This is a genomic window from Stenotrophomonas sp. WZN-1, assembly GCF_002192255.1.
GTDB lineage: Bacteria > Pseudomonadota > Gammaproteobacteria > Xanthomonadales > Xanthomonadaceae > Stenotrophomonas.
Genome location: NZ_CP021768.1, coordinates 2,061,181 through 2,085,825, shown reverse-complemented (window position 1 = coordinate 2,085,825; position 24,645 = coordinate 2,061,181). Strand labels below are relative to the sequence as shown.

17 protein-coding genes are annotated in these 24,645 nt (G+C 66.1%); 6 read left to right on the top strand and 11 right to left on the bottom strand.

Annotation, left to right across the window (positions count from 1 at the left end):
- Positions 1 to 22: 22 nt before the first annotated feature.
- The gene (locus CCR98_RS09840) at positions 23 to 421 is read right to left on the bottom strand and encodes a type II toxin-antitoxin system VapC family toxin (protein WP_010482492.1); all 399 of its coding nucleotides are present in this window, start codon (positions 419 to 421) and stop codon (positions 23 to 25) included.
- Positions 422 to 427: 6 nt separating this feature from the next.
- Positions 428 to 652, bottom strand: a complete 225-nt coding sequence (locus CCR98_RS09835; protein ID WP_005409505.1) for an AbrB/MazE/SpoVT family DNA-binding domain-containing protein — start codon at positions 650 to 652, stop codon at positions 428 to 430.
- A gap of 300 nt (positions 653 to 952) precedes the next feature.
- Between CCR98_RS09835 and acnA the strand changes: the two genes are divergently transcribed.
- Positions 953 to 3,706 (top strand): aconitate hydratase AcnA, encoded by a 2,754-nt coding sequence (acnA, locus tag CCR98_RS09830; protein WP_087922451.1) that lies wholly within the window; start codon positions 953 to 955, stop codon positions 3,704 to 3,706.
- Between the two features lie 337 nt (positions 3,707 to 4,043).
- On the opposite strand, the gene CCR98_RS09825 is transcribed toward acnA, so the two are convergent.
- Positions 4,044 to 5,594: a BCCT family transporter gene (locus CCR98_RS09825; protein WP_087922450.1), complete on the bottom strand. Its 1,551-nt coding sequence runs from the start codon at positions 5,592 to 5,594 to the stop codon at positions 4,044 to 4,046.
- 170 nt (positions 5,595 to 5,764) lie between these two features.
- On the opposite strand from CCR98_RS09825, the gene betI reads away from it, so the two are divergent.
- The 5 genes from betI to CCR98_RS09800 all read left to right on the top strand — a co-directional run bounded on the left by betI (position 5,765) and on the right by CCR98_RS09800 (position 12,582).
- Entirely contained in the window at positions 5,765 to 6,355 is a 591-nt protein-coding gene (gene betI / locus CCR98_RS09820; RefSeq protein WP_087922449.1) for a transcriptional regulator BetI, read from the top strand.
- Positions 6,356 to 6,394: 39 nt separating this feature from the next.
- Entirely contained in the window at positions 6,395 to 7,867 is a 1,473-nt protein-coding gene (gene betB, locus CCR98_RS09815; RefSeq protein WP_087922448.1) for a betaine-aldehyde dehydrogenase, read from the top strand.
- Positions 7,868 to 7,966: 99 nt separating this feature from the next.
- Entirely contained in the window at positions 7,967 to 9,649 is a 1,683-nt protein-coding gene (gene betA / locus CCR98_RS09810) for a choline dehydrogenase (protein ID WP_049429885.1), read from the top strand.
- A gap of 222 nt (positions 9,650 to 9,871) precedes the next feature.
- The gene (locus CCR98_RS09805; RefSeq protein WP_087922447.1) at positions 9,872 to 11,548 is read left to right on the top strand and encodes a long-chain fatty acid--CoA ligase; all 1,677 of its coding nucleotides are present in this window, start codon (positions 9,872 to 9,874) and stop codon (positions 11,546 to 11,548) included.
- A gap of 161 nt (positions 11,549 to 11,709) precedes the next feature.
- A complete protein-coding gene (locus CCR98_RS09800; RefSeq protein ID WP_087922446.1) occupies positions 11,710 to 12,582 on the top strand; it encodes a crotonase/enoyl-CoA hydratase family protein in 873 nt (290 codons plus the stop codon).
- 70 nt (positions 12,583 to 12,652) lie between these two features.
- Here CCR98_RS09800 and CCR98_RS09795 read toward each other — a convergent pair whose 3' ends face one another.
- From CCR98_RS09795 to CCR98_RS09760, 8 genes are all read right to left on the bottom strand, one after another.
- Positions 12,653 to 14,827, bottom strand: a complete 2,175-nt coding sequence (locus CCR98_RS09795; protein ID WP_087922445.1) for a response regulator — start codon at positions 14,825 to 14,827, stop codon at positions 12,653 to 12,655.
- The gene (locus CCR98_RS09790) at positions 14,824 to 15,969 is read right to left on the bottom strand and encodes a two-component system response regulator (RefSeq protein ID WP_087922444.1); all 1,146 of its coding nucleotides are present in this window, start codon (positions 15,967 to 15,969) and stop codon (positions 14,824 to 14,826) included. Before CCR98_RS09790 ends, CCR98_RS09795 begins: the two co-directional genes overlap by 4 nt.
- A 205-nt stretch (positions 15,970 to 16,174) precedes the next feature.
- Positions 16,175 to 17,686, bottom strand: a complete 1,512-nt coding sequence (lysS, locus tag CCR98_RS09785) for a lysine--tRNA ligase (RefSeq protein ID WP_087922443.1) — start codon at positions 17,684 to 17,686, stop codon at positions 16,175 to 16,177.
- 183 nt (positions 17,687 to 17,869) lie between these two features.
- A complete protein-coding gene (locus tag CCR98_RS09780; RefSeq protein WP_087922442.1) occupies positions 17,870 to 19,510 on the bottom strand; it encodes an acetolactate synthase large subunit in 1,641 nt (546 codons plus the stop codon).
- A 63-nt stretch (positions 19,511 to 19,573) separates the two neighbouring features.
- Positions 19,574 to 20,959 (bottom strand): NAD-dependent succinate-semialdehyde dehydrogenase, encoded by a 1,386-nt coding sequence (locus CCR98_RS09775; protein ID WP_087922441.1) that lies wholly within the window; start codon positions 20,957 to 20,959, stop codon positions 19,574 to 19,576.
- 628 nt (positions 20,960 to 21,587) lie between these two features.
- Entirely contained in the window at positions 21,588 to 22,370 is a 783-nt protein-coding gene (locus CCR98_RS09770; RefSeq protein WP_019661470.1) for a helix-turn-helix transcriptional regulator, read from the bottom strand.
- A 45-nt stretch (positions 22,371 to 22,415) separates the two neighbouring features.
- A protein-coding gene (gene prfB / locus CCR98_RS09765) for a peptide chain release factor 2 (RefSeq protein ID WP_157721524.1) occupies positions 22,416 to 23,541 on the bottom strand; the annotation gives its coding sequence in 2 pieces (ribosomal slippage) (positions 22,416 to 23,465 and positions 23,467 to 23,541; 1,125 coding nt in all).
- 70 nt (positions 23,542 to 23,611) lie between these two features.
- A complete protein-coding gene (locus tag CCR98_RS09760) occupies positions 23,612 to 24,472 on the bottom strand; it encodes a LytTR family DNA-binding domain-containing protein (RefSeq protein WP_087922440.1) in 861 nt (286 codons plus the stop codon).
- Positions 24,473 to 24,645: the final 173 nt, after the last annotated feature.

Here is a 24,645-nt window from a genome sequence, read left to right as displayed (position 1 = left end):
CGTAGGTTGAAAAAAAGTGGGCTCAGGCGTGCGGCACGATCAGCTTCAGGCCCTTGAAGTAGTCGCGGTAAAACGTGTCGTTCCAGGTGATCAGGCCATCGCACTGCAGCAGTGCGTGGGCGCCGACCATGAATTCGTCCAGGCTGCGGCGGCTGCCGCTGCGCTGGCGGTGACGGCGGTGCATCTCGCCGGCGCGCAGCGCCGACTTGGCTTCCATCGGGTTGAAGTGCACGCCCATTTCTTCCAGCGCTTCGAGCACCTCGGCGCCGCCGCGCAGCGACGCGCAGACCTCGGCCAGGGTCGCCCCGCAGACCACCACGCGGCCACCGACCAGGCTCTGCCTGAGGATGGCCTCCACGGCATCGGCCTGCGGGCCATTACTGAGCAGCTCGACCAGCACCGGTGAATCGACGGCGATCATCACGGCTTATTCCTCGTCACGCACCGCGCGTACCGCTGCGTCGGACGATTCGAAGCCGTCCAGCGCGAACTTGCCGCGCGCCCGTGAAATGGCATCGTCAACACTCTTGCGCAGGATGATGCGGCTGCCGTCCAGCTCGACCTTCAGCAGCGTGCCCTTGGTCAGGCCGAGGGCATCACGCACCGCCTTGGGCAGGGTGATCTGTCCGCGTTCTGCAACAGTGGCTTCCATCGGTAGTCCCTCCAGAGTATGCACAAATTATACATACTTCCCCAGGCATACTTCCACCCTGAACAGGACCGGCACCCGCCAGCCCTTGCCTCGCAAAGGATCGGCCACAAACGTGACATACGCCATACACCTTCCCCTGTAGTCTGGAACCGATGCCGCAGGCCGGGACCCGGCCCGGATGAATCCATTCAGTCTGGGGTTCATACTGGGACCACCGGGGCCCCCAGGCCACGGCGACCGCAAGCAGGCCCGCCCATGCGCGGGCCACTGCAAGCCATCCGCAAGAAGGAGTTACCCCGCATGAGCGATTCGTTCTCCACCCGCAGCCAGCTGAACGTCGGCGGCAAGACCTACGACTACTTCAGCCTGCCCACGCTGGGCCAGCGCTTCGATATCTCCCACCTGCCCTACTCGATGAAGATCCTGCTGGAGAACCTGCTCCGGCACGAGGATGGTGGCGTCACCGTCGGCAAGGACCACATCGAAGCCGTGGCCCGCTGGAACCCGGCCGCCGAGCCGGACACCGAGATCGCCTTCATGCCGGCGCGCGTGGTCCTGCAGGACTTCACCGGCGTGCCCTGCGTGGTCGACCTGGCCGCGATGCGCGATGCGGTGGTCAAGCTTGGCGGCTCGCCGGAGCAGATCAATCCGCAGATTCCCTCCGAACTGGTCATCGACCACTCGGTGCAGGTCGATGTGTTCGGCAAGCCGGACGCGCTGGACCTCAACGGCAAGATCGAATTCCAGCGCAACCAGGAACGCTACGGCTTCCTGCGCTGGGGCCAGAAGGCCTTCGACAACTTCAAGGTGGTGCCGCCGAACACCGGCATCGTCCACCAGGTGAACCTGGAGAACCTGGCCCGCGTGGTGATGACGGCAGACAAGGACGGCAAGCCGGTCGCCTACCCCGATACCGTGTTCGGTACCGACAGCCACACCACCATGATCAACGGCATCGGTGTGCTCGGCTGGGGCGTGGGTGGCATCGAAGCGGAGGCGGCCATGCTCGGCCAGCCGTCGTCGATGCTGATCCCGCAGGTGGTGGGCTTCAAGCTGACCGGCAAGCTGCCCGAAGGTGCCACCGCCACCGACCTGGTACTGACTGTCACCCAGATGCTGCGCAAGCTGGGCGTGGTCGGCAAGTTCGTCGAGTTCTACGGTGACGGCCTGCAGCACCTGCCGCTGGCCGACCGTGCCACCATCGGCAACATGGCGCCCGAATACGGCGCCACCTGCGGCATCTTCCCGATCGACGCCGAGTCGCTGAACTACCTGCGCCTGTCCGGCCGCAGCGAAGAGCAGATCGACCTGGTCGAAGCCTATGCCAAGGCACAGGGCCTGTGGCACGAACCGGGCAGCCCGCATGCCCAGTACAGCACCACGCTGGAACTGGACATGGGCACGGTGAAGCCGTCGCTGGCCGGTCCGAAGCGTCCGCAGGACCGCGTGCTGCTGGAAGACGTGCAGAAGAACTACCGCGAAGCGCTGGTCGGCATGACCGCCAACCGTGACAAGCGCAGCGACGATGTCTCCTCGTTCGTCAATGAGGGCGGCGGTGCTGCGGTCGGCAACGAGCAGCTGGCCAAGGGCTTCGCCGATATCGAGATCGAGAACCGCAAGGTGCGCCTGAAGGATGGCGCGGTGGTCATCGCTGCCATCACCTCGTGCACCAACACCTCCAACCCGGCGGTGATGATCGGCGCCGGCCTGCTGGCCCGCAACGCGGCCGCCAAGGGCCTGAACCGCCAGCCATGGGTGAAGACCTCGCTCGGGCCGGGTTCGCGCGTGGTCACCGATTACCTTGAAAAGGCTGGCGTGCTTAAGGAGCTGGAGAAGATCGGCTTCTACGTGGTCGGCTACGGCTGCACCACCTGCATCGGCAACTCCGGCCCGCTGCCGACCGAAGTCAGCGCCGGCATCGCCACCGGCGACCTGGTGGTCACCTCGGTACTGTCCGGCAACCGCAATTTCGAGGGCCGCGTGCACCCCGAAGTGAAGATGAACTACCTGGCCAGTCCGCCGCTGGTGGTGGCCTATGCCATCGCCGGCACCACCGACATTGACCTGACCACCCAGCCGCTGGGCACCGGCAGCGATGGCCAGCCGGTGTTCCTGCGCGACATCTGGCCGAGCAACAAGGAAATCGGCGATGTCATCGCCGCCACCATCGGCCCGGAGATGTTCAAGCAGAACTACGCTGATGTGTTCAAGGGTGACACCCGCTGGAACACCATCGCCTCGCCGGACGGCAACCTGTACGAGTGGAGCGATGCCTCCACGTACATCAAGAACCCGCCGTACTTCGATGGCATGACCATGCAGACCGGCAGCATCGACGACGTGCACGGCGCGCGCGTGATGGGCCTGTTCGGCGATTCGATCACCACGGACCACATCTCCCCGGCCGGCAACATCAAGAAGGACTCGCCGGCAGGCCGCTTCCTGCAGGAGCGCGGCGTGCAGCCGGCCGACTTCAACAGCTACGGCAGCCGCCGCGGCAACGATGACGTGATGGTCCGCGGCACCTTCGCCAACATCCGCATCAAGAACCTGATGTTCGGTGGCGAGGAAGGTGGCAACACCCTGTACTACCCGGCCGGCGGTGGCCAGCCGGAGAAACTGGCGATCTACGATGCGGCCATGAAGTACAAGGCCGACAAGGTGCCGCTGGTGGTGTTGGCCGGCAAGGAATACGGCACCGGCTCGTCGCGCGACTGGGCGGCCAAGGGCACCCTGCTGCTGGGGGTGAAGGCGGTCATCGCCGAGAGCTTCGAGCGCATCCACCGCTCCAATCTGGTCGGCATGGGCGTGTTGCCGCTGCAGTTCCGCAACGGCGAGAACGCACAGTCTCTGGGCCTGGACGGCTCGGAAGTGATCGACATCACCGGCCTGCAGGACGGTGCCAGCAAGCGCGCCACGGTTACCGCCACGAAGGCCGACGGCACCAAGAAGACCTTTGAAGTCTCGGTGATGCTGCTGACCCCGAAGGAAGTCGAGTACTTCCGCCACGGTGGCCTGCTGCAGTACGTGCTACGCCAGCTGGCAGGTCGCTGAACCGTCCTGCGGTACCAACGGGCGGAAGCCCGGCCCCCGCGCCAGCGCGGGGGCGCTGCGGAGACGCGCGAACCAGTGGTTCGCAAGCGCGCCTCCTCGCCCACCACGGTGGCCTGCTGCAGTACGTGCTGCGCCAGCTGGCAGGCAAGTAACGCGTCACCTGTAGAGCCGAGCCCGCGCTCGGCTACATTGCCACTGCATCAGCCGAGCATGGCTCGGCTCTACAGGAAGAAGGGCCGGATCCTCACAGATCCGGCCCTTCCTGTTTCTCCGCAGCCAGGCATGGCCTGGCTCTACTGCGTCACCGACGGCATCGGGATAGATGCCAGGTGCCCGATCACCGCCGCGGTGCATCCGGGTCGGTGCGCAGCGCCTTCAGCAGGCCCCACATGTAGAACGCCAGGGTGAACGAGAACGGCAGGCCGCACAGCACCACCGCAGTCTGCATCGCGCTGAAATTGCCGGCCAGCAGCAGGCCGACGCTGGCCACGGTGATGCCGGCCGCCCAGAACACGCGCAGCCAGATCGGCGCGTCATGGCCGTCTTCCACGCCATCATCAACGCGACGGGTGCACAGGTTGGCGATCATCAGCGTGCCCGAATCGACGGGAGTCAGGAACAGCACGAAACCGATCACCACCGCGGCACCGGCCACGTAGGGCGCAGCGGGCAGGTATTCCAGCAGCTTGAACAGCGTCATTGCCGCATCGTGCTGGGCCACGTCGCCCAGGATCGCCTGGCCGTGGTTGAGCACCAGGTCGATGGCGGTGTTGCCGAAGATCGACAGCCACGCCAGGGTGAAGCCGAGCGGAATCAGCAGCACGCCCATGATCACTTCACGGATGGTGCGGCCACGCGAGATGCGCGCCACGAAAAGACCGACGAACGGCGCCCAGGCGATCCACCACGCCCAGTAGAACAGCGTCCACGAGCCCATCCACTCACGGCCCTTCGGGTCGTTGAGGTACATGTCGAAGCTCTTGCGCACGAATGCGCCGAGATAATCGCCGGTGTTCTGGATCAGGCCATCGAACAGGTGCAGGGTCGGGCCGGTGACCAGCACGAACAGCAGCAGGCCACACAACAGGCGAACGTTGAGGTTGGAGAGCCAGGCAATGCCCTTCTCCACACCCGCGACCACGCCGATGGTGGCCACCACCATCATCACCAGCACGATCGCCACCAGCACCTGCGGCGTATCCGGGATATGGAACAGGTAGACCAGGCCGGACTGCACCACCAGCGCGCCGATGCCGAGGTTGGTCACCATCGAGATCAGCGTCGCCAGGATGCCGAAGCCATCGACCATGTCGCCGATGCGGCCGTGGATGCGCTCACCGAAGATCGGGTACAGCGCCGAGCGCAGCGCCAGCGGCAGGTCGCGGCGGTACGCGAAATAGCCCAGGGCCACGCCGACCAGCGCATACAACGCCCAGCCGTGCAGGCCCCAGTGCAGGAAGGTCAGCACCATCGCTTCGCGGCCGGCGGCCACGGTCCCGCCGGGTTGCCCGGGCGGATGCAGGAAGTGGTCCAGCGGCTCGTAGGCGCCGTAGTACAGCAGCGCGATGCCGATGCCGGCCGAGAACAGCATCGAGACCCAGGCGACGTAGCCGAAGGCCGGTGATTCCTCGTTGTGGCCCAGGCGGATGCGGCCATAGGGCGAGAACGCCAGCCACAGCACGAAGCCCAGGCACAGCACGATCAGCAGCATGTACCACCAGCCGAACGCGGCCGACACCTCGGCCTGCGCCCATTGCAGCCAGTGCTCGCTGCATTCGGGATAGAGAACGGTGAGCAGCCCGAGGATGCCGATCGACACCGAGGAGCTGAAGAAGACAAAACGGTTCAAGCGCAGGGGCGAACGCTTGGGATGAGCCAGGGAAGACATGGGGTCGTCTCATCAAGTCCGAGGGAGCACATGGGCGGGGCCGGACCGGTAAACCGGGCCCATGGCGTGGGGCGCGAGCGCATCCTAGGGTTTATTGATTGAACGTTCAATCAATAAAAAGCATAATGGTGGGCAACCCGATCCTTCGGGTCGCAATCCGTGGAGAGACAATGCCGAAGAAAGGCGTGGAACCGGTACGGCGCGAGCAGCTGATCCGGGCCACTTTCCAGACCATCGACGAGATCGGCATGGCCGATGCGACCGTCGCCACCATCGCGAAGAAGGCAGGGCTGTCCAGCGGCATCGTCGCCCACTACTTCGGCGACAAGGACGGTCTGCTTAATGCTGCAATGCGGCAGATCCTGCGCGAACTGAAAGACGCCGTTGCCCGCTACCGCGCCGAAGCCGGCGACGACCCGCGCGACCAGCTGCGCGCCATCGTCGATGGCAACTTCGACGACAGCCAGATCAACGGCACCGCGATGCGCGTCTGGCTCACCTTCTGGGCCGCCAGCATGCACCAGCCGGAACTGGCCCGCCTGCAGCGCGCCAACGACCAGCGCCTGTTCTCCAACCTGTGCCACCAGTTCAACCGCCTGCTGCCCCACCCGCAGGCCCGCCTGGCCGCCCGCGGCCTGGCCGCGATGATCGACGGCCTGTGGCTGCGTGGCAGCCTGGTCGGCGGCCAGTTCAACGCCGAGAAGTCCCGGCGTATCGCTTACGGCTATATCGACTTCCAGTTGCAGGCTGTCGCGCTATAAGCGCTTCAGCACCCCGCCCCCTTCCAAGGAGTACGTCCCATGACCGCCCTGCCCATCCAACAGCTCTACATCCACGGCCAGCGGGTCGATGCCACCAGCGGCAAGACCTTCAAATCCGTCAACCCGGCCACCGGTGAAGTGATCGCTGAAGTGCAGGTCGCCAGCCAGGCCGACGTCGAGCGCGCCGTGCAGAGCGCGGCCGAAGGCCAGAAGGTGTGGGCCGCGATGACCGCCATGGAACGTTCGCGCATCCTGCGCCGCGCCGTCGAGATCCTGCGCGAGCGCAACGACGAACTGGCGCACCTCGAAACCCTGGACACCGGCAAGGCGCTGGCCGAAACCACCACCGTGGACATCGTCACCGGTGCCGACGTGGTCGAGTACTACGCCGGCCTGGCCACCGCCATCGAAGGCATCCAGCTGCCGCTGCGCGATTCCAGCTTCTTCTACACCCGCCGCGAGCCGCTGGGCGTGGTCGCCGGCATCGGCGCCTGGAACTACCCGATCCAGATCGCCATGTGGAAGTCGGCCCCGGCCCTGGCCGCCGGCAACGCGATGGTATTCAAGCCGTCCGAAGTGACCCCGCTGACCGCGATCCGGCTGGCCGAGATCTACGCCGAAGCCGGCGTGCCGGCCGGCGTGTTCAACGTCGTGCAGGGCCCGGGCCGCGAGATCGGCCAGTGGCTGACCGAGCACCCGGTGATCGAGAAGATCTCCTTCACCGGCGGCGTCGCCACCGGCAAGAAGGTCATGGCCAGCGCCGCGTCCTCGTCGCTGAAGGAAGTGACGATGGAGCTGGGCGGCAAGTCGCCGCTGGTGATCTGCGATGACGCCGACCTCGACCGCGCCGCCGACATCGCGGTGATGGCCAACTTCTTCAGCTCCGGCCAGGTCTGCACCAACGGCACCCGTGTGTTCGTGCCGCGCAGCATGCTGGCCGCATTCGAGGCCGCCGTTGTCGAGCGTGTCAAGCGCATCCGCATCGGCGACCCGATGGCCGCCGAAACCAACTTCGGCCCGCTGACCAGCTTCCCGCACATGGAAAACGTGCTGCGCTACATCGAAAGCGGCAAGGCCGAAGGCGCCCGCCTGCTGACCGGCGGCGGCCGTGCCACCGAAGGCGCACTGGCCAACGGCGCCTACGTGCTGCCGACCGTGTTCTCCGACTGCCGCGATGACATGACCATCGTCAAGGAAGAGATCTTCGGGCCGGTGATGAGCATCCTCGCCTACGACGACGAAGACGAAGTGGTGCGTCGCGCCAACGACACCACCTTCGGCCTCGCCGCCGGTGTGGTCAGCAAGGACGTCAGCCGCGCCCACCGCATCATCCACCGCCTGGAAGCCGGCATCTGCTGGATCAACACCTGGGGTGAATCGCCGGCCGAAATGCCGGTCGGTGGCTACAAGGAATCCGGCGTCGGCCGCGAGAATGGCATCTCCACCCTCGGCCACTACACCCGCATCAAGTCGGTGCAGGTCGAACTGGGCGACTACGCCAGCGTGTTCTGATCGGCGCCCTGAGCGCGCACCTCCGTCCGGCCACCGCGCCGATCCGACATTCCGCCGGGACGCCTGCATGCAGCGCGCCCCGGCCTGCAGGAGACACCCATGAGCACCCATAACGAGTACGACTACATCATCATCGGCGCCGGTTCGGCCGGCAACGTGCTGGCCACCCGCCTCACCGAAGATGCCGATGTCAGCGTGCTGCTGCTGGAAGCCGGTGGCCCGGACTACCGGCTCGACTTCCGTACCCAGATGCCGGCGGCACTGGCCTTCCCGCTGCAGGGCAAGCGCTACAACTGGGCGTACAAGACCGATCCCGAGCCCTTCATGAACAACCGCCGCATGGACTGCGGCCGCGGCAAGGGCCTGGGCGGCTCGTCGCTGATCAACGGCATGTGCTACATCCGCGGCAACGCGATGGACTATGACAACTGGGCCAGCATGCCGGGCCTGGAAGACTGGACCTACCTGGACTGCCTGCCGTACTTCCGAAAGGCGGAAACCCGCGACATCGGCCCCAATGACTACCACGGTGGCGACGGCCCGTTGCGCGTGACCACGCCGAAGGCCGGCAACAACGAGCTGTTCGCTGCGATGGTCGAAGCCGGCGTGCAGGCCGGCTACCCGCGCACCGACGACCTCAACGGCTACCAGCAGGAAGGCTTCGGCCCGATGGACCGCACGGTGACCCCGAAGGGCCGTCGCTCCAGCACCGCCCGCGGCTACCTGGACCTGGCCAAGCCGCGCCCGAACCTGACCATCGTCACCCACGCGCTGACCGACCGCATCCTGTTCTCTGGCAAGCGCGCGGTGGGCGTGCAGTGGCTGCACAACGACCAGCCGCAGCGCGCCACCGCCCGCCGCGAAGTGCTGCTGTGCGGCGGCGCCATCGCCTCGCCGCAGATCCTGCAGCGCTCGGGCGTCGGCCCGGCCGACCTGCTGCGCAGCCTGGACATCGACCTGGTGCACCACCTGCCGGGCGTCGGTGCCAACCTGCAGGATCACCTCGAAATGTACCTGCAGTACGAGTGCAAGAAGCCGGTGTCGCTGGCGCCGGCATTGAAGCTGTACAACCAGCCGGCAATCGGCGCGGAATGGCTGTTCCTGGGCACCGGCATCGGCGCCAGCAACCAGTTCGAGGCCGGTGGCTTCATCCGCAGCGACGCCGAGTTCGACTGGCCGAACCTGCAGTACCACTTCCTGCCGGTGGCGATCAATTACAACGGCTCCAACCCGATCAAGGCGCACAGCTTCCAGATGCACGTCGGCTCGATGCGCTCGCCCAGCCGCGGCCGCATCCATGTGCGCTCGAAGGACCCGCGCGAACATCCGAGCATCCTGTTCAACTACATGTCGCACGACCAGGACTGGCGCGAGTTCCGCGCGGCGATCCGCATCACCCGCGAGATCTTCGCGCAGCCGGCACTGGCGCCGTACAGCGGCCGCGAGATCTCGCCGGGCAGCGCGCTGCAGACCGACGCGCAGATCGATGCGTTCGTGCGCGAGCATGCCGAGACCGCCTACCACCCGTCGTGCTCGAACAAGATGGGCCACGCCGATGACCCGATGGCCGTGGTCGACGGCCAGGGCCGCGTGCACGGGCTGGAAGGCCTGCGCATCGTCGATGCCTCGATCATGCCGCAGGTGGTGACCGGCAACCTCAACGCGCCGACCATCATGATGGCCGAGAAGCTGGCCGACGTGATCCGCGGCCGTACCCCGCTGGCCCGCAGCACCGCGCCCTACTACAAGGCCAACGGCGCACCGGTGCGCAAGCAGGGCTGACGCAGGCGGCCCGCTTGGCGCCACGGTAGTGCCGGCCGTTGGCCGGCATCCACCGGAATCCCGATCGAGCGCAGATGCCGGCCAGCGGCCGGCACCACCAAGCAAAGAGGCCCTTCGGGGCCTCTTCGCGTTTTCCCTACGGCGGGGTATGCTGCAATGACCGGCCGTTGTCGATACGCTCAGGGCCGGAACCTAATACATCACGATTCCTGGAGGGGGAATATGAGTCTGGATCGTCCCTGGCTGCAGAGCTATCCGAAAGGCGTTCCCGCCGAGATCGACGTCAACGAGTTCCATTCGGTAGCTTCGGTCTTCGACGCTTCCGTCGCGAAATTCCGCGACCGTCCCGCCTACTCCAGCTTCGGCAAGGTGCTCACCTATGGCGAGACCGACGCGCTGGTCGAACAGTTTGCGGCCTACCTGCTGGGTGAGCTCAAGCTCAAGAAGGGTGACCGCGTCGCCCTGATGATGCCCAACTGCCTGCAGTACCCGGTGGCCACCTTCGGCGTGCTGCGCGCCGGCCTGACCGTGGTCAACGTCAATCCGCTGTACACCGCCCGCGAACTCAAGCACCAGCTGGTCGATGCCGGCGTGACCGCGCTGGTGGTGGTCGACAATTTCGGCGACACCGTCGAGCAGGTCATCGCCGATACGCCGGTCAAGCATGTGATCACCACCGGCCTGGGCGACCTGCTCGGCACCAAGGGCGTGATCGTCAACTTCGTGCTGAAGTACATCAAGAAGATGGTGCCCAACTACCATCTCAAGGGCGCCGTGCGCTTCCGCCAGGCGCTCAAGCTCGGCAGCCGCCACAGCCTGCCCAAGGTCGAGATCGACCACGACGACATTGCGTTCCTGCAGTACACCGGCGGCACCACCGGCGTGGCCAAGGGGGCGATGCTGACCAACCGCAACCTGATCGCCAACATGCAGCAGGCCTCGGCCTGGATCAGTGCGTCGGGCATCGAGATGGGCAAGGAGTGGATCATCACCGCCCTGCCGCTGTACCACATCTTCGCACTGACGGCGAACGGCCTGGTCTTCATGAAGTTCGGTGGCTGCAACCACCTGATCACCAACCCGCGCGACATGAAGGGCTTCGTCAAGGAACTCAAGTCGGTACCCTTCACCGCCATCACCGGCGTCAACACGCTGTTCAACGGCCTGCTCAACACCCCCGGTTTCGACACGGTTGACTTCTCGTCGCTGAAGGTCACCCTGGGCGGCGGCATGGCCGTGCAGCGCGCCGTGGCCGAGCGCTGGAAGAAAGTCACCGGCGTGACCCTGGTCGAGGCCTACGGCCTGACCGAGACCTCGCCGGCAGCCTGCATCAACCCGCTCACCCTGACCGAGTACAACGGTTCGATCGGCCTGCCGATCCCCTCCACCGATGCCTGCATCAAGGACGACAACAGCGCCATCCTGCCGCTGGGCGAGGTCGGCGAACTCTGCATCAAGGGCCCGCAGGTGATGAAGGGCTACTGGCAGCGCCCGGAGGAAACCGCGAAGACCATCGACGCCGACGGCTGGCTGCATACCGGCGACATGGCGAAGATGGACGAGCAGGGCTTCTTCTACATCGTCGACCGCAAGAAGGACATGATCCTGGTATCCGGCTTCAACGTGTACCCGAATGAAGTCGAAGACGTGATCGCGATGATGCCGGGCGTGCTGGAAGTGGCCGCAGTCGGCGTGCCGGACGAAAAGTCCGGCGAAGTGGTGAAGGTGGTCATCGTGAAGAAGGACCCGAACCTGACCGCCGAAATGGTCAAGGAGCATGCCCGGGCCAACCTGACCGGCTACAAGCACCCCAAAATCGTTGAATTCCGAAAGGAACTGCCGAAGACCAATGTCGGCAAGATTCTCCGTCGCGAACTCCGCGATACGCCCGCCCAGTAAGGGTTTTCGGCAATCTGGACAGTGCAGGGCCCGGGGCGGAAACGTCCCGGGCCCTTTCGCATGCGACGCCCCTGAGCCGGTGTAGCATCGCCGCGTGTGTGGACCGTTCGGCCCGCCGGCCACCCACCTGACGCTGCGGGCCGCATGCCGAGGACCCTTCCATGAGTACCATCGAAAAGCTGCCCTCAAGCGGCTCACCTTTTGCCACCATCCGTACCGAAGACAGTGCCGACGGCGCTGCCCACTGGCTGTTCATGCATGCCGACGCCGCCACCGGCATCCGTCCCTGCTGCCGCAAGGACATGCTCGACGAGATGTGGAGCTACATGGCGGCCATCACCCGCCGCCCTGCCGAGCGCCACAGCGGTACCCTGCGCCATTTCGTGCTGGCCTCCGACGCCGTCGCCTACAACCTGGGGGGCGACCTGGACCTGTTCACCCGCCTGATCCGCGAAGGCAACCGCGATCTCCTGCTGAACTACGCCCAGCGCTGCGTGGAGGGCGTGCACCACCTGCATACCGGGTTCGGCGGCGATGTCCGTTCGATCGCCCTCATCCAGGGCGACGCCCTCGGCGGTGGCCTGGAAATGGCACTGGCCTGCCACACCATCGTCGCCGAGGAAGGCAGCGGCCTCGGCCTGCCCGAGGTTCTGTTCGGCCTGTTCCCGGGCATGGGGGCGTACTCCTTCCTGTGCCGGCGCGTGTCTCCCCACCTGGCAGAGAAGATCATCCTCGACGGCCGGGTCTACAGCGCCGAGGAAATGCATGCCATGGGCGTGGTCGACGTGCTGGTGAAGAAGGGCGAAGGCCGCGCGGCGGTCGAGGAACTGATCCGCCAGCAGCAGCGCACCCCGCAGTCCTACCTGGCGATGAACGCCGCACGCAGCATTGCCCAGCCTGTCAGCTACGACGAACTGTTGGAGATCACCAAGGTATGGGTCGATTCCGCCCTGGCTCTGGGCGAACGCTCGCTGCGTACCATGGATCGCCTGATCAAGGCCCAGACCCGTCGCGCCAGTCTCGACGCGGCCTGATTCATCCCTCCCCCAGGATGGGTTCAAGCCCGGTTGGCCACCGGGCTTTTTTTAGGAGCCCCTCCACCGTTCAGCGCGCCTCACCATCATCAGCAGCACCACGCACGCGGCGTTCGGCCCGTGCCTCCAGCGCGCGCCGGCCTTCCTTGATCGCGTCCTGCAGGATGTCCAGGCGCGGACGCCATTCGGTCTTGAGCTGCCAGTCGGCCATCCGCATCAGCTCACCGGCACGGTTCGACGCGCGCATCAGGCCAAGATTGCTGGCCACGCCCTTGATCGCATGGGACTGTTCACGGAACGCATCCCAGCGCGCAGCCTCGCCGGCCTGCTCGGCCTTGCCCATGCAGCCCGCCACATCCTCCAGGCACTGGCGGATGAACTCGCGCTCGAAGCCCTCGCCCATGCCCAGCGAGGCCAGTTCGTCCAGCACACTGCTGTCGAGCACCCCATCCTGCAGCGCTGCCGGCCGCACCACCGGCGCGGCCATGGTCTTCAACTGGGCGTTGTTGGCGATCTCGGCCAGGGTATCGAGCAGGCGTACCGCCACCACGGGCTTGGCCAGGAAGGCATGCGCACCGGCCTGGGTGCAGCGCTGGATCGCCTCGGGCGTGACATCGGCGCTGAGCACCAGCACCGGTGTGCGCGGGCCACCGCCGGCCTGCATGACCCGCAGCTCCTTGAGCATGTCCAGCCCGCTCATGCCCGGCATGTGCAGATCGACGATGACCGCGTCGAACTCGCTGTCGGCCAGTGCATCCAGCACCGCCTCACCGCCATCCACGCACAGCACGCGGTGGCCGGCCTTCTGCAGCAGGCGCTGCAGGACCATGCGGTTGGCTTCGTGGTCGTCGGCCACCAGGATCTGCATGCTTCGCACGCGGGCGCGATGGCGCAGGAACGGATCGGCAAAGGCGATCACGTTGCCGCCCGGCCCCACGTCTTCGTCGCCGGTCAGGCTCGGCACCGCGCCCGGCACCAGCGGCTGCGGCGGCGCGAAGGGCAGTTCGACCCAGAAGTGGCTGCCGCGCGGCAGGTTTTCCAGATAGCCGATGTCGCCGTCCATGGCCTCGACCAGGCCCTTGGCGATGGTCGTGCCCAGGCCGGTGCCTTCGTGGCGGCGCGCCATGCTGACGTCAGCCTGCTCGAAGGCGTCGAACAGCCGTGCACGCATGGCCGGCGCCACGCCGATGCCGGTATCGAGGATGTCGAAGCGCAGCCGCACCGCGCCATTGGTGTCCGCCTGGACGACGCCAACACGGATCTCGACCCGGCCATGGTCGGTGAACTTGATCGCATTGCCGGCCAGGTTCAGCAGGATCTGGCGCAGGTGCCCGACATCGCCGCGTACGCGTGGCGGCACGCCGTCGGCGACCTTCACCCGGTAGTCCAGCCGTTTGGCCTTCGCCTGCGGCAGCAGGATCAGCCCGATCGCCTGGATCACATCGGTCACGGCGAAATCTTCAGCCACCACGCGCAGCTTGCCGGCTTCGATGGCCGAGATGTCCAGCACTTCCTCCACCAGCGCCAGCAGGCTGCGCGATGACGCCTGGATGGTGTTGAGGCACTCGCGTTGCTCGTCGTCCAGGCGCGTGGTCGCCAGCACTTCGGTCATGCCGTTGAGACCGTTCAACGGCGTGCGGAACTCATGGCTCATGTTGGCCAGGAAACGACTCTTGGCCTCGCTGGCGCGACGCGCCTCGGCCATCGCTTCGGTCAACTGCCGCAGCAGCGTCGAGAAGTACAGCGGCACCGCGGCCAGGCCGAGCCAGAGGCCGATGGCCAGGCGGAAGTTCTGCTGCCAGTACGGGGTCAGCAGCACGGTGCATCCGAAGCTCACCATCGCCATGGCCACCGCCACGTACAGGTAGTGGTTGCCAAAGCGCATGCCGTTGCCGACCGTCACCCACATCACCACGATGTAGACCCAGGCCAGCGGCTCACCCATCTGCACCATGCCGGCAGCAATCAGGCCATAGTCGGCCAGCATGCCCAGCACGCGGCGTGGATCGGAACGTGCCGGCCGCCACAGCAGCCAACCGAACAGCAGCAGCGACAGGCTCAGGCCGGTCAGCACGATCGCCAGCACGCCCACGTACTGCGTGTGCGGCAGATCGTGGCGTGGCGCCGGCAACAGCACGTAGGCCAGGATCAGGCTGATCAGGACAATGCGGACGATCTGCTGGCCGTGCTCACTGTCCTGGCGCTGGGACAGGCGCAGCCGCAGCTGCGACAACAGCCGTTTCACGCGCCCAGCCCCGGGCGCGCGGACGCCATCGAATGCTCGGCGCAGATCTGGTCCAGCTGTTCACGGCCGCGCAGCAGCGCGTCCACGCATCGGGGGTCGAACAGGCGGCCACGCTGGGCGTAGAGATAAGCCAGGGTGGCTTCCATGGTCCATGCTTCCTTGTACGGACGGGGGGATATCAGGGCGTCGAAGACATCAGCAACGGCCACGATGCGCGCTTCCAGCGGAATCGCGTCGCCGACCAGCCCATCGGGATAGCCACTGCCGTCATAGCGCTCATGATGACGCAGTGCGATCAACGCGCCAACCTGGATGAAGCGATTCTGGCTGCCGCTCAGCAGTTCATGGCCAATGCGCGGGTGCCGGCGCATGATCGCCAGCTCCTCCTCGTTGAGCTTGCCCTGTTTGAGCAGCACCGCATCGGGGATAGCGATCTTGCCCATGTCGTGCAGCGGCGCGGCCATCTCGATCAGGCGCACTTCCTCTTCGGGCAGCCCGAGCTGGTCGGCGATCAGGCCGGCCACGCGCGCCATGCGTTCCAGGTAGGCGCTGGTGCCGGCATCACGGAACTCGATCGCACGCGCCAGCCGCGACAGCGTCTCGCGCTCCCGCTCTTCGACTTCATGCATGCTGGCCAGCAGGCGCTGTTCCAGCGACAACGCCCGCTGCTTCACGTTCTCGGTCTGCTGCCGCAGCTGCAACAGGTTGTAGCAGCGCGCACGTAGTTCGCGCGGGCGGATCGGCTTGACCAGGAAGTCGATGACACCCGCTTCCAGCGCGGCCTGCCGGATCGGCTCGTCGCCGACCACGGTGATCAGGATCACCGGAATGTCGCGGTGCTTCGGCAGGCGACGGAAACGGCGGGCGAATTCCAGCCCGTCCATCTCGGGCATGCGGTAATCGAGTAGCAGCAGGTCGACCGGATGCGCTTCGCACCACGCCAATGCGGTCAGCGGATCGCCGAAGTCATACACGCTCAGTTCCGGCGCGATGTCCTCGATGACGTGACGCAGCATCGTCCGGGCGGAAGTCTGGTCGTCAACAATGACGATGTTCAACGCGTACTCTGCCTGGTTTCTCGACCATGCTGGATCATCAGCAGGCGAGGATACTCTGCCGCTGCGAACGCTCGCACCCTGCATCGGCCTGACTCCCGTGTCATGCGTCCCGGTTCATGATCGTCATCACATTGTGAAGCGGGCTCTCCACACTGTGCACTCCCCCTGCCGCCGATCAAGCCACAACAGGCGTCAAGGTAGTGCAATAACGATACGCCGAGTGCGAGAGGCGTCAATCGCGCCGTCTCGTTTCGGGACGGCGCGCACAATCAGGAGTCAAAAAGACGACTTACTGCTCCGGACGCATGTACGGGAACAGCAGCACGTCACGGATCGAGCTGCTGCCGGTCAGCAGCATCACCAGGCGATCGACACCGATGCCCAGGCCGCCGGTCGGGGCCATGCCGTACTCCAGCGCACGGATGTAGTCGGCATCGTAATGCATGGCCTCGTCGTCCCCCCCCTCCTTCGCGGCCACCTGGGCCTGGAAGCGCTGGGCCTGGTCTTCCGGATCGTTCAGCTCGGAGAAGCCATTGGCCAGCTCCTTGCCATTGACGAACAGCTCGAAGCGGTCGGTGTAGCCCGGATCGTTGTCGTTGGCACGGGCCAGCGGCGAGACCTCCACCGGGTGATCGGTGATGAAGGTCGGCTGGATCAGGGTGTGCTCGACAGTGGCCTCGAAGATCTCCAGCAGCAGCTTGCCCCAGCCATAGGACGGCTTGACGCGGATATTCAAGCGCTCGCAATGGCGCAGCAGCGCATCTCGGTCGGTGCAGTCGGCGGCGGAGATTTCCGGGTTGTGGTGACGGACCGCCTCGTCCATGCGCCAGCGGCGGAACGCCGGGCCCAGGTCGATCTTCGCGCCATCCCACTCCACCTCGGTGCTGCCGTTGACCGTCGTGGCCACGTCACGGATCACGCCTTCGGTCAGGTCCATGATCTCGTTGTACGTGGCATAGGCCTCGTACAGCTCCATCATGGTGAATTCCGGGTTGTGGCGGGTGCTGACGCCTTCGTTGCGGAAGTTGCGGTTGATCTCGTACACGCGCTCCAGGCCACCCACGGTCAAGCGCTTGAGGTACAGCTCCGGCGCCACGCGCAGGTAGAGGTCCAGGTCCAGCGCATTGTGGTGGGTGGTGAACGGCTTGGCCGCCGCGCCGCCGGGGATGTAATGCATCATCGGCGTCTCGACTTCCAGGAAGTCGCGGTTGTCCAGCCACGCGCGCATGGCGCGGATGATCTTCGAGCGCTTGATGAACACCGCGCGCGACTCCGGGGTCACGATCAGGTCGACGTAACGCTGGCGGTAACGCTGCTCGACGTCGGCCAGGCCATGCCACTTGTCCGGCAACGGGCGCAGCGACTTGGTCAGCAGGCGGATCGATTCGGCCTTGACCGACAGTTCGCCGGTCTTGGTTCGGGTCAGGCCGCCTTCGACGGCGATGATGTCGCCCACGTCCCAGCCCTTGAAGGCAGTGTAGGCATCGCCCAGCGCCGCACCCTGCAGGAACAGCTGGATGCGGCCGGACTCGTCCTGGATCTGCGCGAAGCTGGCCTTGCCCATGATGCGCTTGGCCATCAGGCGGCCCGCCATCTTCACCTGGCGGCCGTTGCCTTCCAGGGCCTCGGCGGTCCACTGTTCCGCGTCGGCGAATTCTTCCTGCAGGCGGCCGGCGAAGTCCTCGCGACGGAAGTCGTTCGGGTACGCGATGCCCTGCCCACGCAGCGCTTTGAGTTTCTCACGGCGCTCGGCGATCAACTTGTTTTCGTCGACGGGGGGGGTATCGGTAGCTTCGCTCATGGATCTGCGGGAATCGTGTAGTGAGGGGGGATGCTGCGCCCGGCGCAGCCGGTTGCCCAGCATACCAAAACCGCCCCGCCCCGGCCCCCGGCCCCCGGCCCGGTAGCCGCCAACCTTGGTGGCGCTCTGCGTGTCGACCAAGGTCGACACCTAACGGGCGAACCGGCCGGCCCTGCTCCGGTCTCACCTGTTCCCGGGGAACGCCTGCCGCAGCTCATCCACCAGCACCCGCTGGTTTTCCGAGTAATCGATCGGTACCGACACCAGGTGCACCCCGCCCTCGTTGAAGGCCGCCTCCAGCGTCGGGATGAACTGCTCGATCGCCGTCACCTCGTGCCCCCTGCAGCCGTAGGCCTCCGCATACTTCACGAAATCCGGGTTGCTGAAGGTCATGCCGTAGTCGGTGAAACCATCCACCGCCTGCTTCCAGCGGATCATCCCGTAGGCGCCGTCGTTGAGGATCAGTACCACCAGGTTCAGGCCCAGCCGGCGCGCGGTCTCCAGCTCCTGGCTGTTCATCATGAATCCGCCATCGCCACAGACCGCCAGCACCCGCCGCTGCGGATACAGGATCGAGGCCATGATCGCCGACGGAAGGCCAGCGCCCATCGTCGCCAGCGCGTTGTCCAGCAGCAGCGTATTGGCCACCTGAGTGCGGTAGTTGCGCGCGAACCAGATCTTGTACATGCCGTTGTCCAGCGCCACGATGCCATCCGGCGGCATCACCTGGCGCACGTCGTGCACCAGCCGCTGCGGGGTGAACCCGGCCTCTTCGGCCCGGTCGGCCAGGTGCTCGAGGATGGTCGCGCGCAGCGGCAGCAGCGCTGCGGCATTGGGCACCGCGCCCTCGATGAGGTCGGCAAGCTGGGTCAGCGAACGGCCGATGTCACCGATCACTTCCACCTGCGGGAAGTACACCTGCTCCACCGCCGCCTGCGAATAGCCGATATGGATCACGGTCGGCCCACCCGGGCGCATCACGAACGGCGGTTTCTCGGTGACCTCGTGGCCGATGGTCACGATCACGTCGGCCTGGTCGATCGCCATATGCACGTAGTCGCGCTCGGTCAACGCCGCGGTGCCCATGTACAGGCCCGAACCACCGGCCACCGCGCCCTTGCCCATCTGCGTTGTGAAGAACGGGATGCCGGCGCGCAGCACGAACGCCGACAGCGCGTCGCTGGACTGCGGCCGCGAGGCCGCCGAAGCGATCATCAGCAACGGCCGCTTGGCATTGCGGATGATCTCTGCCGCCCGAGCCAGCGCCTCCGGGCTGGCAATGGGCCGGTCCACCGCGTGCGGCGGAATCAGCGCTACGCCCTCGACCTCATCGGCCGCGATGTCTTCGGGCAGCTCCAGCAACACCGGGCCCGGGCGCTCTTCCTGGGCGACACGGAACGCCTCGCGGACGATGGTCGGAATGGTGCGCGCCGAGACGATCTGCCGTGCCTGCTTGGTCAACGGCTTCATCGTGCCGACGATGTCGACGATCTGGAAACGCGCCTGCTTGCTGGCGACGATGCCCTTCTGGCCAGTGATCATGATCACCGGCCATGCACCCAGCAGCGCATAGGCCGCGCCGGTGGTGAAGTTGAGCGCACCCGGGCCGAGCGTGGCCAGGCATACACCGGGCTTCCCCGTCAGGCGGCCATAGGTGGCCGCCATGAACACCGCCGCCTGTTCGTGGCGGGTGATGACCAGCTCGATGCTGGAATGGCGGAGCGACTCGACCACATCGAGGTTCTCTTCGCCGGGGATGCCGAAAATACGCTCGACGCCTTCGTTCTCAAGTGCGGCGACGAGCAGGTCTGAACCCTTGGACATTGGAATGCCGTCCTTTTCGCTGGACTGATGGTGGATCGTTGCAGGAAGGATGGAAGCTGCGCGTCAACGCTTGTCGAACCACACCGTCTGCGCGTTGACGAACTCACGGATGCCGAAGTGCGAGAGCTCGCGACCGAAGCCGCTCTTCTTCACGCCACCGATCGGCACGCGCGGATCCGAGGCGGAGAAGCCGTTGACGAACACGCCGCCGGTCTGCAGCCGGCGCGCCAGCTGCATGGCCCGCGCGCGGTCGCCGGTCCACAGGTTGCCGCTGAGGCCGAATTCGCTCTGGTTGGCCAGCTCCACCGCATGGTCGGCGTCGCGGGCCCGGCTGATCGAGGCCACCGGCCCGAAGGTCTCGGTATCGAAGGCCTGCATGCCCGGTTCCACGCCGGCCAGCACGGTGGGCGCATAGAACGCACCCGGGCGGTCCAGCTGGTGGCCACCGACCAGCAACTGCGCACCGGCCTCCACCGAAGCGCGCACCTGCGCATCCAGCTGTTCCAGCAGGTCTTGGCGCGCCATCGGGCCGATTCGGTTGCCCGCTTCACGACCATTACCGATGGTCAGCGCCTGCACCTTCTGGCAGAACTGCGCCACGAAGCGGTCGTACACCGCGTCTTCAACGATGATGCGCTTGCCGGCAATGCAGACCTGCCCGGTGTTCTGGAAACGCGAGGCCACAGCGGCGTCGACCGCAGCATCGAGGTCGGCGTCGGCCAGCACGATGAACGGGTCCGAGCCGCCCAGTTCCAGTACCACCTTCTTCAGCGCCTGCCCGGCCTGGGCGGCGATGCTGCGGCCTGCGGCTACACTGCCGGTCAGGGTGACGGCCGCGATGCGGTCATCGGCGATCGCACGGCTGGTGCCGTCGCGGCTGATGTTGGCGGCGATGAAGGTGCCTTCCGGCAGACCAGCATCGCGCCAGGCGGCGTCGAGCAGCTGCGCGGTGCCGACGATGTTCTCGGCCGGTTTCAGCAGGAAGCCGTTGCCGCCCATCAGGATCGGCACCGCCGCGCGCATCACCTGCCAGTACGGGAAATTCCACGGCATGATGCCCAGCACCACGCCCAGCGGCAGGTAGGACACGTAAGCCTTGTCGTCGGGCACCTGGGTGGGTTCGTCGCGCAGGAACTGCGCACCGTTGTCTGCGTACCAGTCGCACAGCACGGCGCACTTCTCGATCTCGGCCAGCGATTCGGCCTGCACCTTGCCCATCTCGGCGGTGGCCAGCGCGGCCAGCTTCTCGCGGTCACTGCGCAGTACGCCCGCCATCGCGCGCAACACCTGCGCCCGCTGTTCGAGGCTGCTGGCGCTCCAGGCAGCGAAACCGGCCTGGCCGCGATCGAGGATCGCATCCAGCTCGGCATCGGTGGCGAAGGGATGGCTGGCGATCTGCAGGCCTGTGGCCGGATCGCGGGAAATAGCGGTGGTGGGGGCAGCGGACATGCAGGGCTCCTGTTGTCTCGACAACGGGCGGCGGCCCGTCTCCTGCACAGGAATGTGGACCCGATTGGCGGAGGCAACAAGGCGTCTGCTTATCCTGTGACCTGCACTTACCTGCCTGAATGGGGTTATCGGCAGGGCTGCGCCCTGCACCCGCAGAGGCTTCAAACCAAGGCAACGGCAACAGCGTGCATTCCGCGGGATGGCGGGGTGGGTCCGGTTGCGGGGTACGGCGTGAATACATCCATGTAGCCTCGGTCGCGCCATCCATGGCGCTCACGCCCCCGCAACCGGACCCACCCCGCCTTCGACAATTTCCCGCGATCTGTACGACATCCACGCCATGCGTGGATGAATCTCCATCGGAATCGACTGTTTCGAAACTGGAACGAAAAACAGCCGAGCATCGGCTCGGCTCTACAACAGACCGCGCGGGAAATTGTCAGAGGTGGGGCGGTGTCGGAGTGCGGGGTGTCAGCCGCATGGATGCGGCTGCCAAGCCCCCAGGGACGGGTTTACGGCGTCCCCGCACTCCGACACCGCCCCGCCAACCTACGGATAGCTCGCTGTTGCTGTTGCCGTTGCTTCGGCTTGAAGCAGGTGCAGGGCTGCAAGCCCTGCCGAACACCCCCTACTTCCGCGGCAGGTAGGTCACCAGGGAAAGATCGTGCCGACTCTCCGGCACCAACGCCACGTACTGCAGGTCCAGCAACCCGCGCGTGGGATGGTTCAGCTTCTTCGCACCTTCGTCGAACCGGCGCACGTCGTGCTCCGGCCACCACTGGCGGAACTCCTCGCTGTGCGCGGCGATGTCTTCCACCAACGCCAGGAACGGGGCCTTGTCCGGCGCCTGCGCCATCGCCGCGCGGAAGCCTGCCAGCAGGCCGCGGGTCATTTCTTCCCAGTTGAGGATCAGTGTGCGGTATGGCGGGTAAAGGAACATCAGCCGCAACGTGTTGCGCTCATGCGGCGCCAGCTGGCTGTAGTCCACGAACAGGTCGGCGATGGCCGGGTTCCAGGCCAGGATGTCGAAACGGGTGTTGCGCACATAGGCCGGGATCGGCTGCATTGCTTCGACCAGCTGGCGCAGGCCGTCGGTCACGCTCTCGTCCGGTGATTCCAGCGGCACGCCGTAGCCGGACAGCGCGAACGCATAGGCGCGTTCGTCGTCGCTCATGCGCAGCACCTGCGCCAGCCGCTCCAGTACCTCGGGAGAAGCGCGCACTTCGCGGCCCTGCTCGATCCAGGTGTACCAGCTGACGCTGACCCCGATCGCCAGCGCGACTTCCTCGCGCTTCAGCCCCGGGGTACGACGGCGCCCGGCCGGGAGGCCGAGCGTGGCGGGGTCGACACGGGCGCGGCATGCCTTGAGGAAGCCACCCAGTTCCTTGCGTTCACTTTCGCTGCGCATCATCGCCCCCCATCACGGAGAGCGATGATATCCGCGCAGGCGCGTCGATCAGGCATCGACGCGCTTGGAGCCCACGGCCAGGCCGGCCTTCAGGCTGGCCTCGACGAACTCGTCCAGGTCGCCGTCGAGCACCTTCTGCGTATCCGAGCGTTCGATGCCGGTACGCAGGTCCTTGATGCGGCTCTGGTCGAGCACGTAGTTGCGGATCTGGCTGCCCCAGCCGATGTCGGACTTGGTGGCTTCCACCGCGTCCTTCTCGGCGTTGCGCTTCTGGATCTCCAGCTCGTACAGCTTGGCGGCCAGCATCTTCATCGCGTTGTCGCGGTTCTGGTGCTGGCTGCGGCCGGTCTGGCAGGCCACGACGATGTTGGTCGGGATGTGGGTGATACGCACCGCCGACTCGGTCTTGTTCACGTGCTGGCCACCGGCACCGGACGAACGGTACACGTCGGTACGCAGGTCAGCCGGGTTGATGGTGATGTCGATGTTGTCATCGATTTCCGGCGACACGAACACCGAGGTGAAGCTGGTGTGGCGGCGATTGTCCGAGTCGAACGGCGACTTGCGCACCAGGCGGTGCACGCCGGTCTCGGTCTTCAGCCAGCCGTAGGCATAGTCGCCTTCCACGCGCAGCGTGGCCGACTTGATGCCGGCGACGTCGCCGCCGGACACTTCCATCAGTTCGGTCTTCCAGCCGCGCGACTCGCACCAGCGCAGGTACATGCGCAGCAGGATCTCGGCCCAGTCCTGGGCTTCGGTGCCACCGGCACCGGCCTGGATGTCGACGAACGCGGCCGCATTGTCCATCTCGCCGGAGAACATGCGCTGGAATTCCAGCTTCTCCACGTGTGCCTGGTGCTTGTCCAGGTCGGCGACCACCGCCAGTGCGGTGTCCTCGTCCTGCTCGGACTCGGCCAGCTCCAGCAGTTCGGTGGCGTCGCTCAGGCCATCGAGCACCGAGGCGATGCCGCCAACGGTCTTTTCCAGGCTGGAACGCTCGCGGCCCAGGTTCTGGGCGTATTCGGCGTTGTTCCAGACATCGGGGCTTTCCAGCTCCCGCGTTACTTCTTCAAGACGCTCTTTCTTGGCGTCGTAGTCAAAGATACCCCCGAAGCGACAGCACGCGATCGGTCAGATCGGTGATGCGCTGGCGGACAGGATTCAGTTCGATCATGTCGGCGGTTATGCATTCAAAAGATGACTGGTAATGATACCGCAGGCCGCGGGTGCCCGGAATGAGGGCCTCACCCTGCCCCCAGCGCCTGCCGCAGCAGCGGCAGCTGGCGCCGGCTGCAGGGCACTTTGGCCCCGTCGGCCATGTGCAGCAGGGCCTCGCCGCCGTCCAGCGGCTCGATCGAGCGCAGCTGGCCCCGGTGGATCAGCCAGCTGCGGTGCGGGCGCAGGAACACGCCCGGGTCCAGCCGCTGCTCCAGCACCGCCATGGTGATCCGCAGCGGGTAGTCGTGGCCGCGTACCCGCAGGTTCACGTAGTTCCCCGCGGCCTGGGCGTACTCCACGTCGGCGGTGGTGACCAGGAACTCCTTGCCCAGCTTGCGCACCAGGAAGTGCTGGGGGCGCTCGACTGGCTCCACCGGCGGGCCGACATCGGGCTCGGCCAGCAGGCTCGCCTCGCCCTGCCTGCGCCGCCCGAACCAGCTGGCAAAGTGCTCCAGCGCCACGAACATCGCGAACGTGCGTACATCCTTCAGATATTCGTACGCAAAACGCTCCAGCCAGCCGGCATCGTCCTGGTACCGATAGCCCAGCGCTCCATAGGCCAGGTGCCGCAGCAGCAGCATCCCCACCACGTGCAGCAGCGACCAGCCGACGCTGGCCAGCAGATACAGCGGCAACCGCTGCTTCCAGGTATCGGCATGCAGCGGCCAGCGCTCGCAGCCCCACCACAGCAACGGCAGGGTCATCAGGACCAGGCAAAGGCTGCTGAACTCCCAGATCATCGGTTCCCACAGGCCGAGATCGGCGCCGCGCCGGCCCGCATCCATCACTTCCACCAGCGCATTGCTCACTGCTGAAGCGGACAGGATGGCCGCCCATGCCAGCAGCCGGGTTGACGTGCGCCAGCGCGGTGGTCGGCCCTGGGTCATTGCTGCATCCATGTCGTTGCGGTGCTCCAGCCTGCCTCAAGGGACCGAGGGTAGCGGCTCCATTGGTCCCATCACCCCCGCCATTGGTCACTGCGCGGGTTCCGGCGGCCCCTTGGCGGTCGCTGCACGGACCGGGCGGCGTCACCTTGGCTCGACTCTCCGGCACACCACCC

What these genes read in the sequence shown, in the direction of transcription:
- CCR98_RS09840 (WP_010482492.1), bottom strand. Translation starts at nt 421, where the DNA reads ATGATCGCCGTCGATTCACCGGTGCTGGTCGAGCTGCTCAGTAATGGC.
- CCR98_RS09835 (WP_005409505.1), bottom strand. Translation starts at nt 652, where the DNA reads ATGGAAGCCACTGTTGCAGAACGCGGACAGATCACCCTGCCCAAGGCG.
- acnA (WP_087922451.1), top strand. Translation starts at nt 953, where the DNA reads ATGAGCGATTCGTTCTCCACCCGCAGCCAGCTGAACGTCGGCGGCAAG.
- CCR98_RS09825 (WP_087922450.1), bottom strand. Translation starts at nt 5,594, where the DNA reads ATGTCTTCCCTGGCTCATCCCAAGCGTTCGCCCCTGCGCTTGAACCGT.
- betI (WP_087922449.1), top strand. Translation starts at nt 5,765, where the DNA reads ATGCCGAAGAAAGGCGTGGAACCGGTACGGCGCGAGCAGCTGATCCGG.
- betB (WP_087922448.1), top strand. Translation starts at nt 6,395, where the DNA reads ATGACCGCCCTGCCCATCCAACAGCTCTACATCCACGGCCAGCGGGTC.
- betA (WP_049429885.1), top strand. Translation starts at nt 7,967, where the DNA reads ATGAGCACCCATAACGAGTACGACTACATCATCATCGGCGCCGGTTCG.
- CCR98_RS09805 (WP_087922447.1), top strand. Translation starts at nt 9,872, where the DNA reads ATGAGTCTGGATCGTCCCTGGCTGCAGAGCTATCCGAAAGGCGTTCCC.
- CCR98_RS09800 (WP_087922446.1), top strand. Translation starts at nt 11,710, where the DNA reads ATGAGTACCATCGAAAAGCTGCCCTCAAGCGGCTCACCTTTTGCCACC.
- CCR98_RS09790 (WP_087922444.1), bottom strand. Translation starts at nt 15,969, where the DNA reads ATGCAGGGTGCGAGCGTTCGCAGCGGCAGAGTATCCTCGCCTGCTGAT.
- lysS (WP_087922443.1), bottom strand. Translation starts at nt 17,686, where the DNA reads ATGAGCGAAGCTACCGATACCCCCCCCGTCGACGAAAACAAGTTGATC.
- CCR98_RS09780 (WP_087922442.1), bottom strand. Translation starts at nt 19,510, where the DNA reads ATGTCCAAGGGTTCAGACCTGCTCGTCGCCGCACTTGAGAACGAAGGC.
- CCR98_RS09775 (WP_087922441.1), bottom strand. Translation starts at nt 20,959, where the DNA reads ATGTCCGCTGCCCCCACCACCGCTATTTCCCGCGATCCGGCCACAGGC.
- CCR98_RS09770 (WP_019661470.1), bottom strand. Translation starts at nt 22,370, where the DNA reads ATGATGCGCAGCGAAAGTGAACGCAAGGAACTGGGTGGCTTCCTCAAG.
- CCR98_RS09760 (WP_087922440.1), bottom strand. Translation starts at nt 24,472, where the DNA reads ATGACCCAGGGCCGACCACCGCGCTGGCGCACGTCAACCCGGCTGCTG.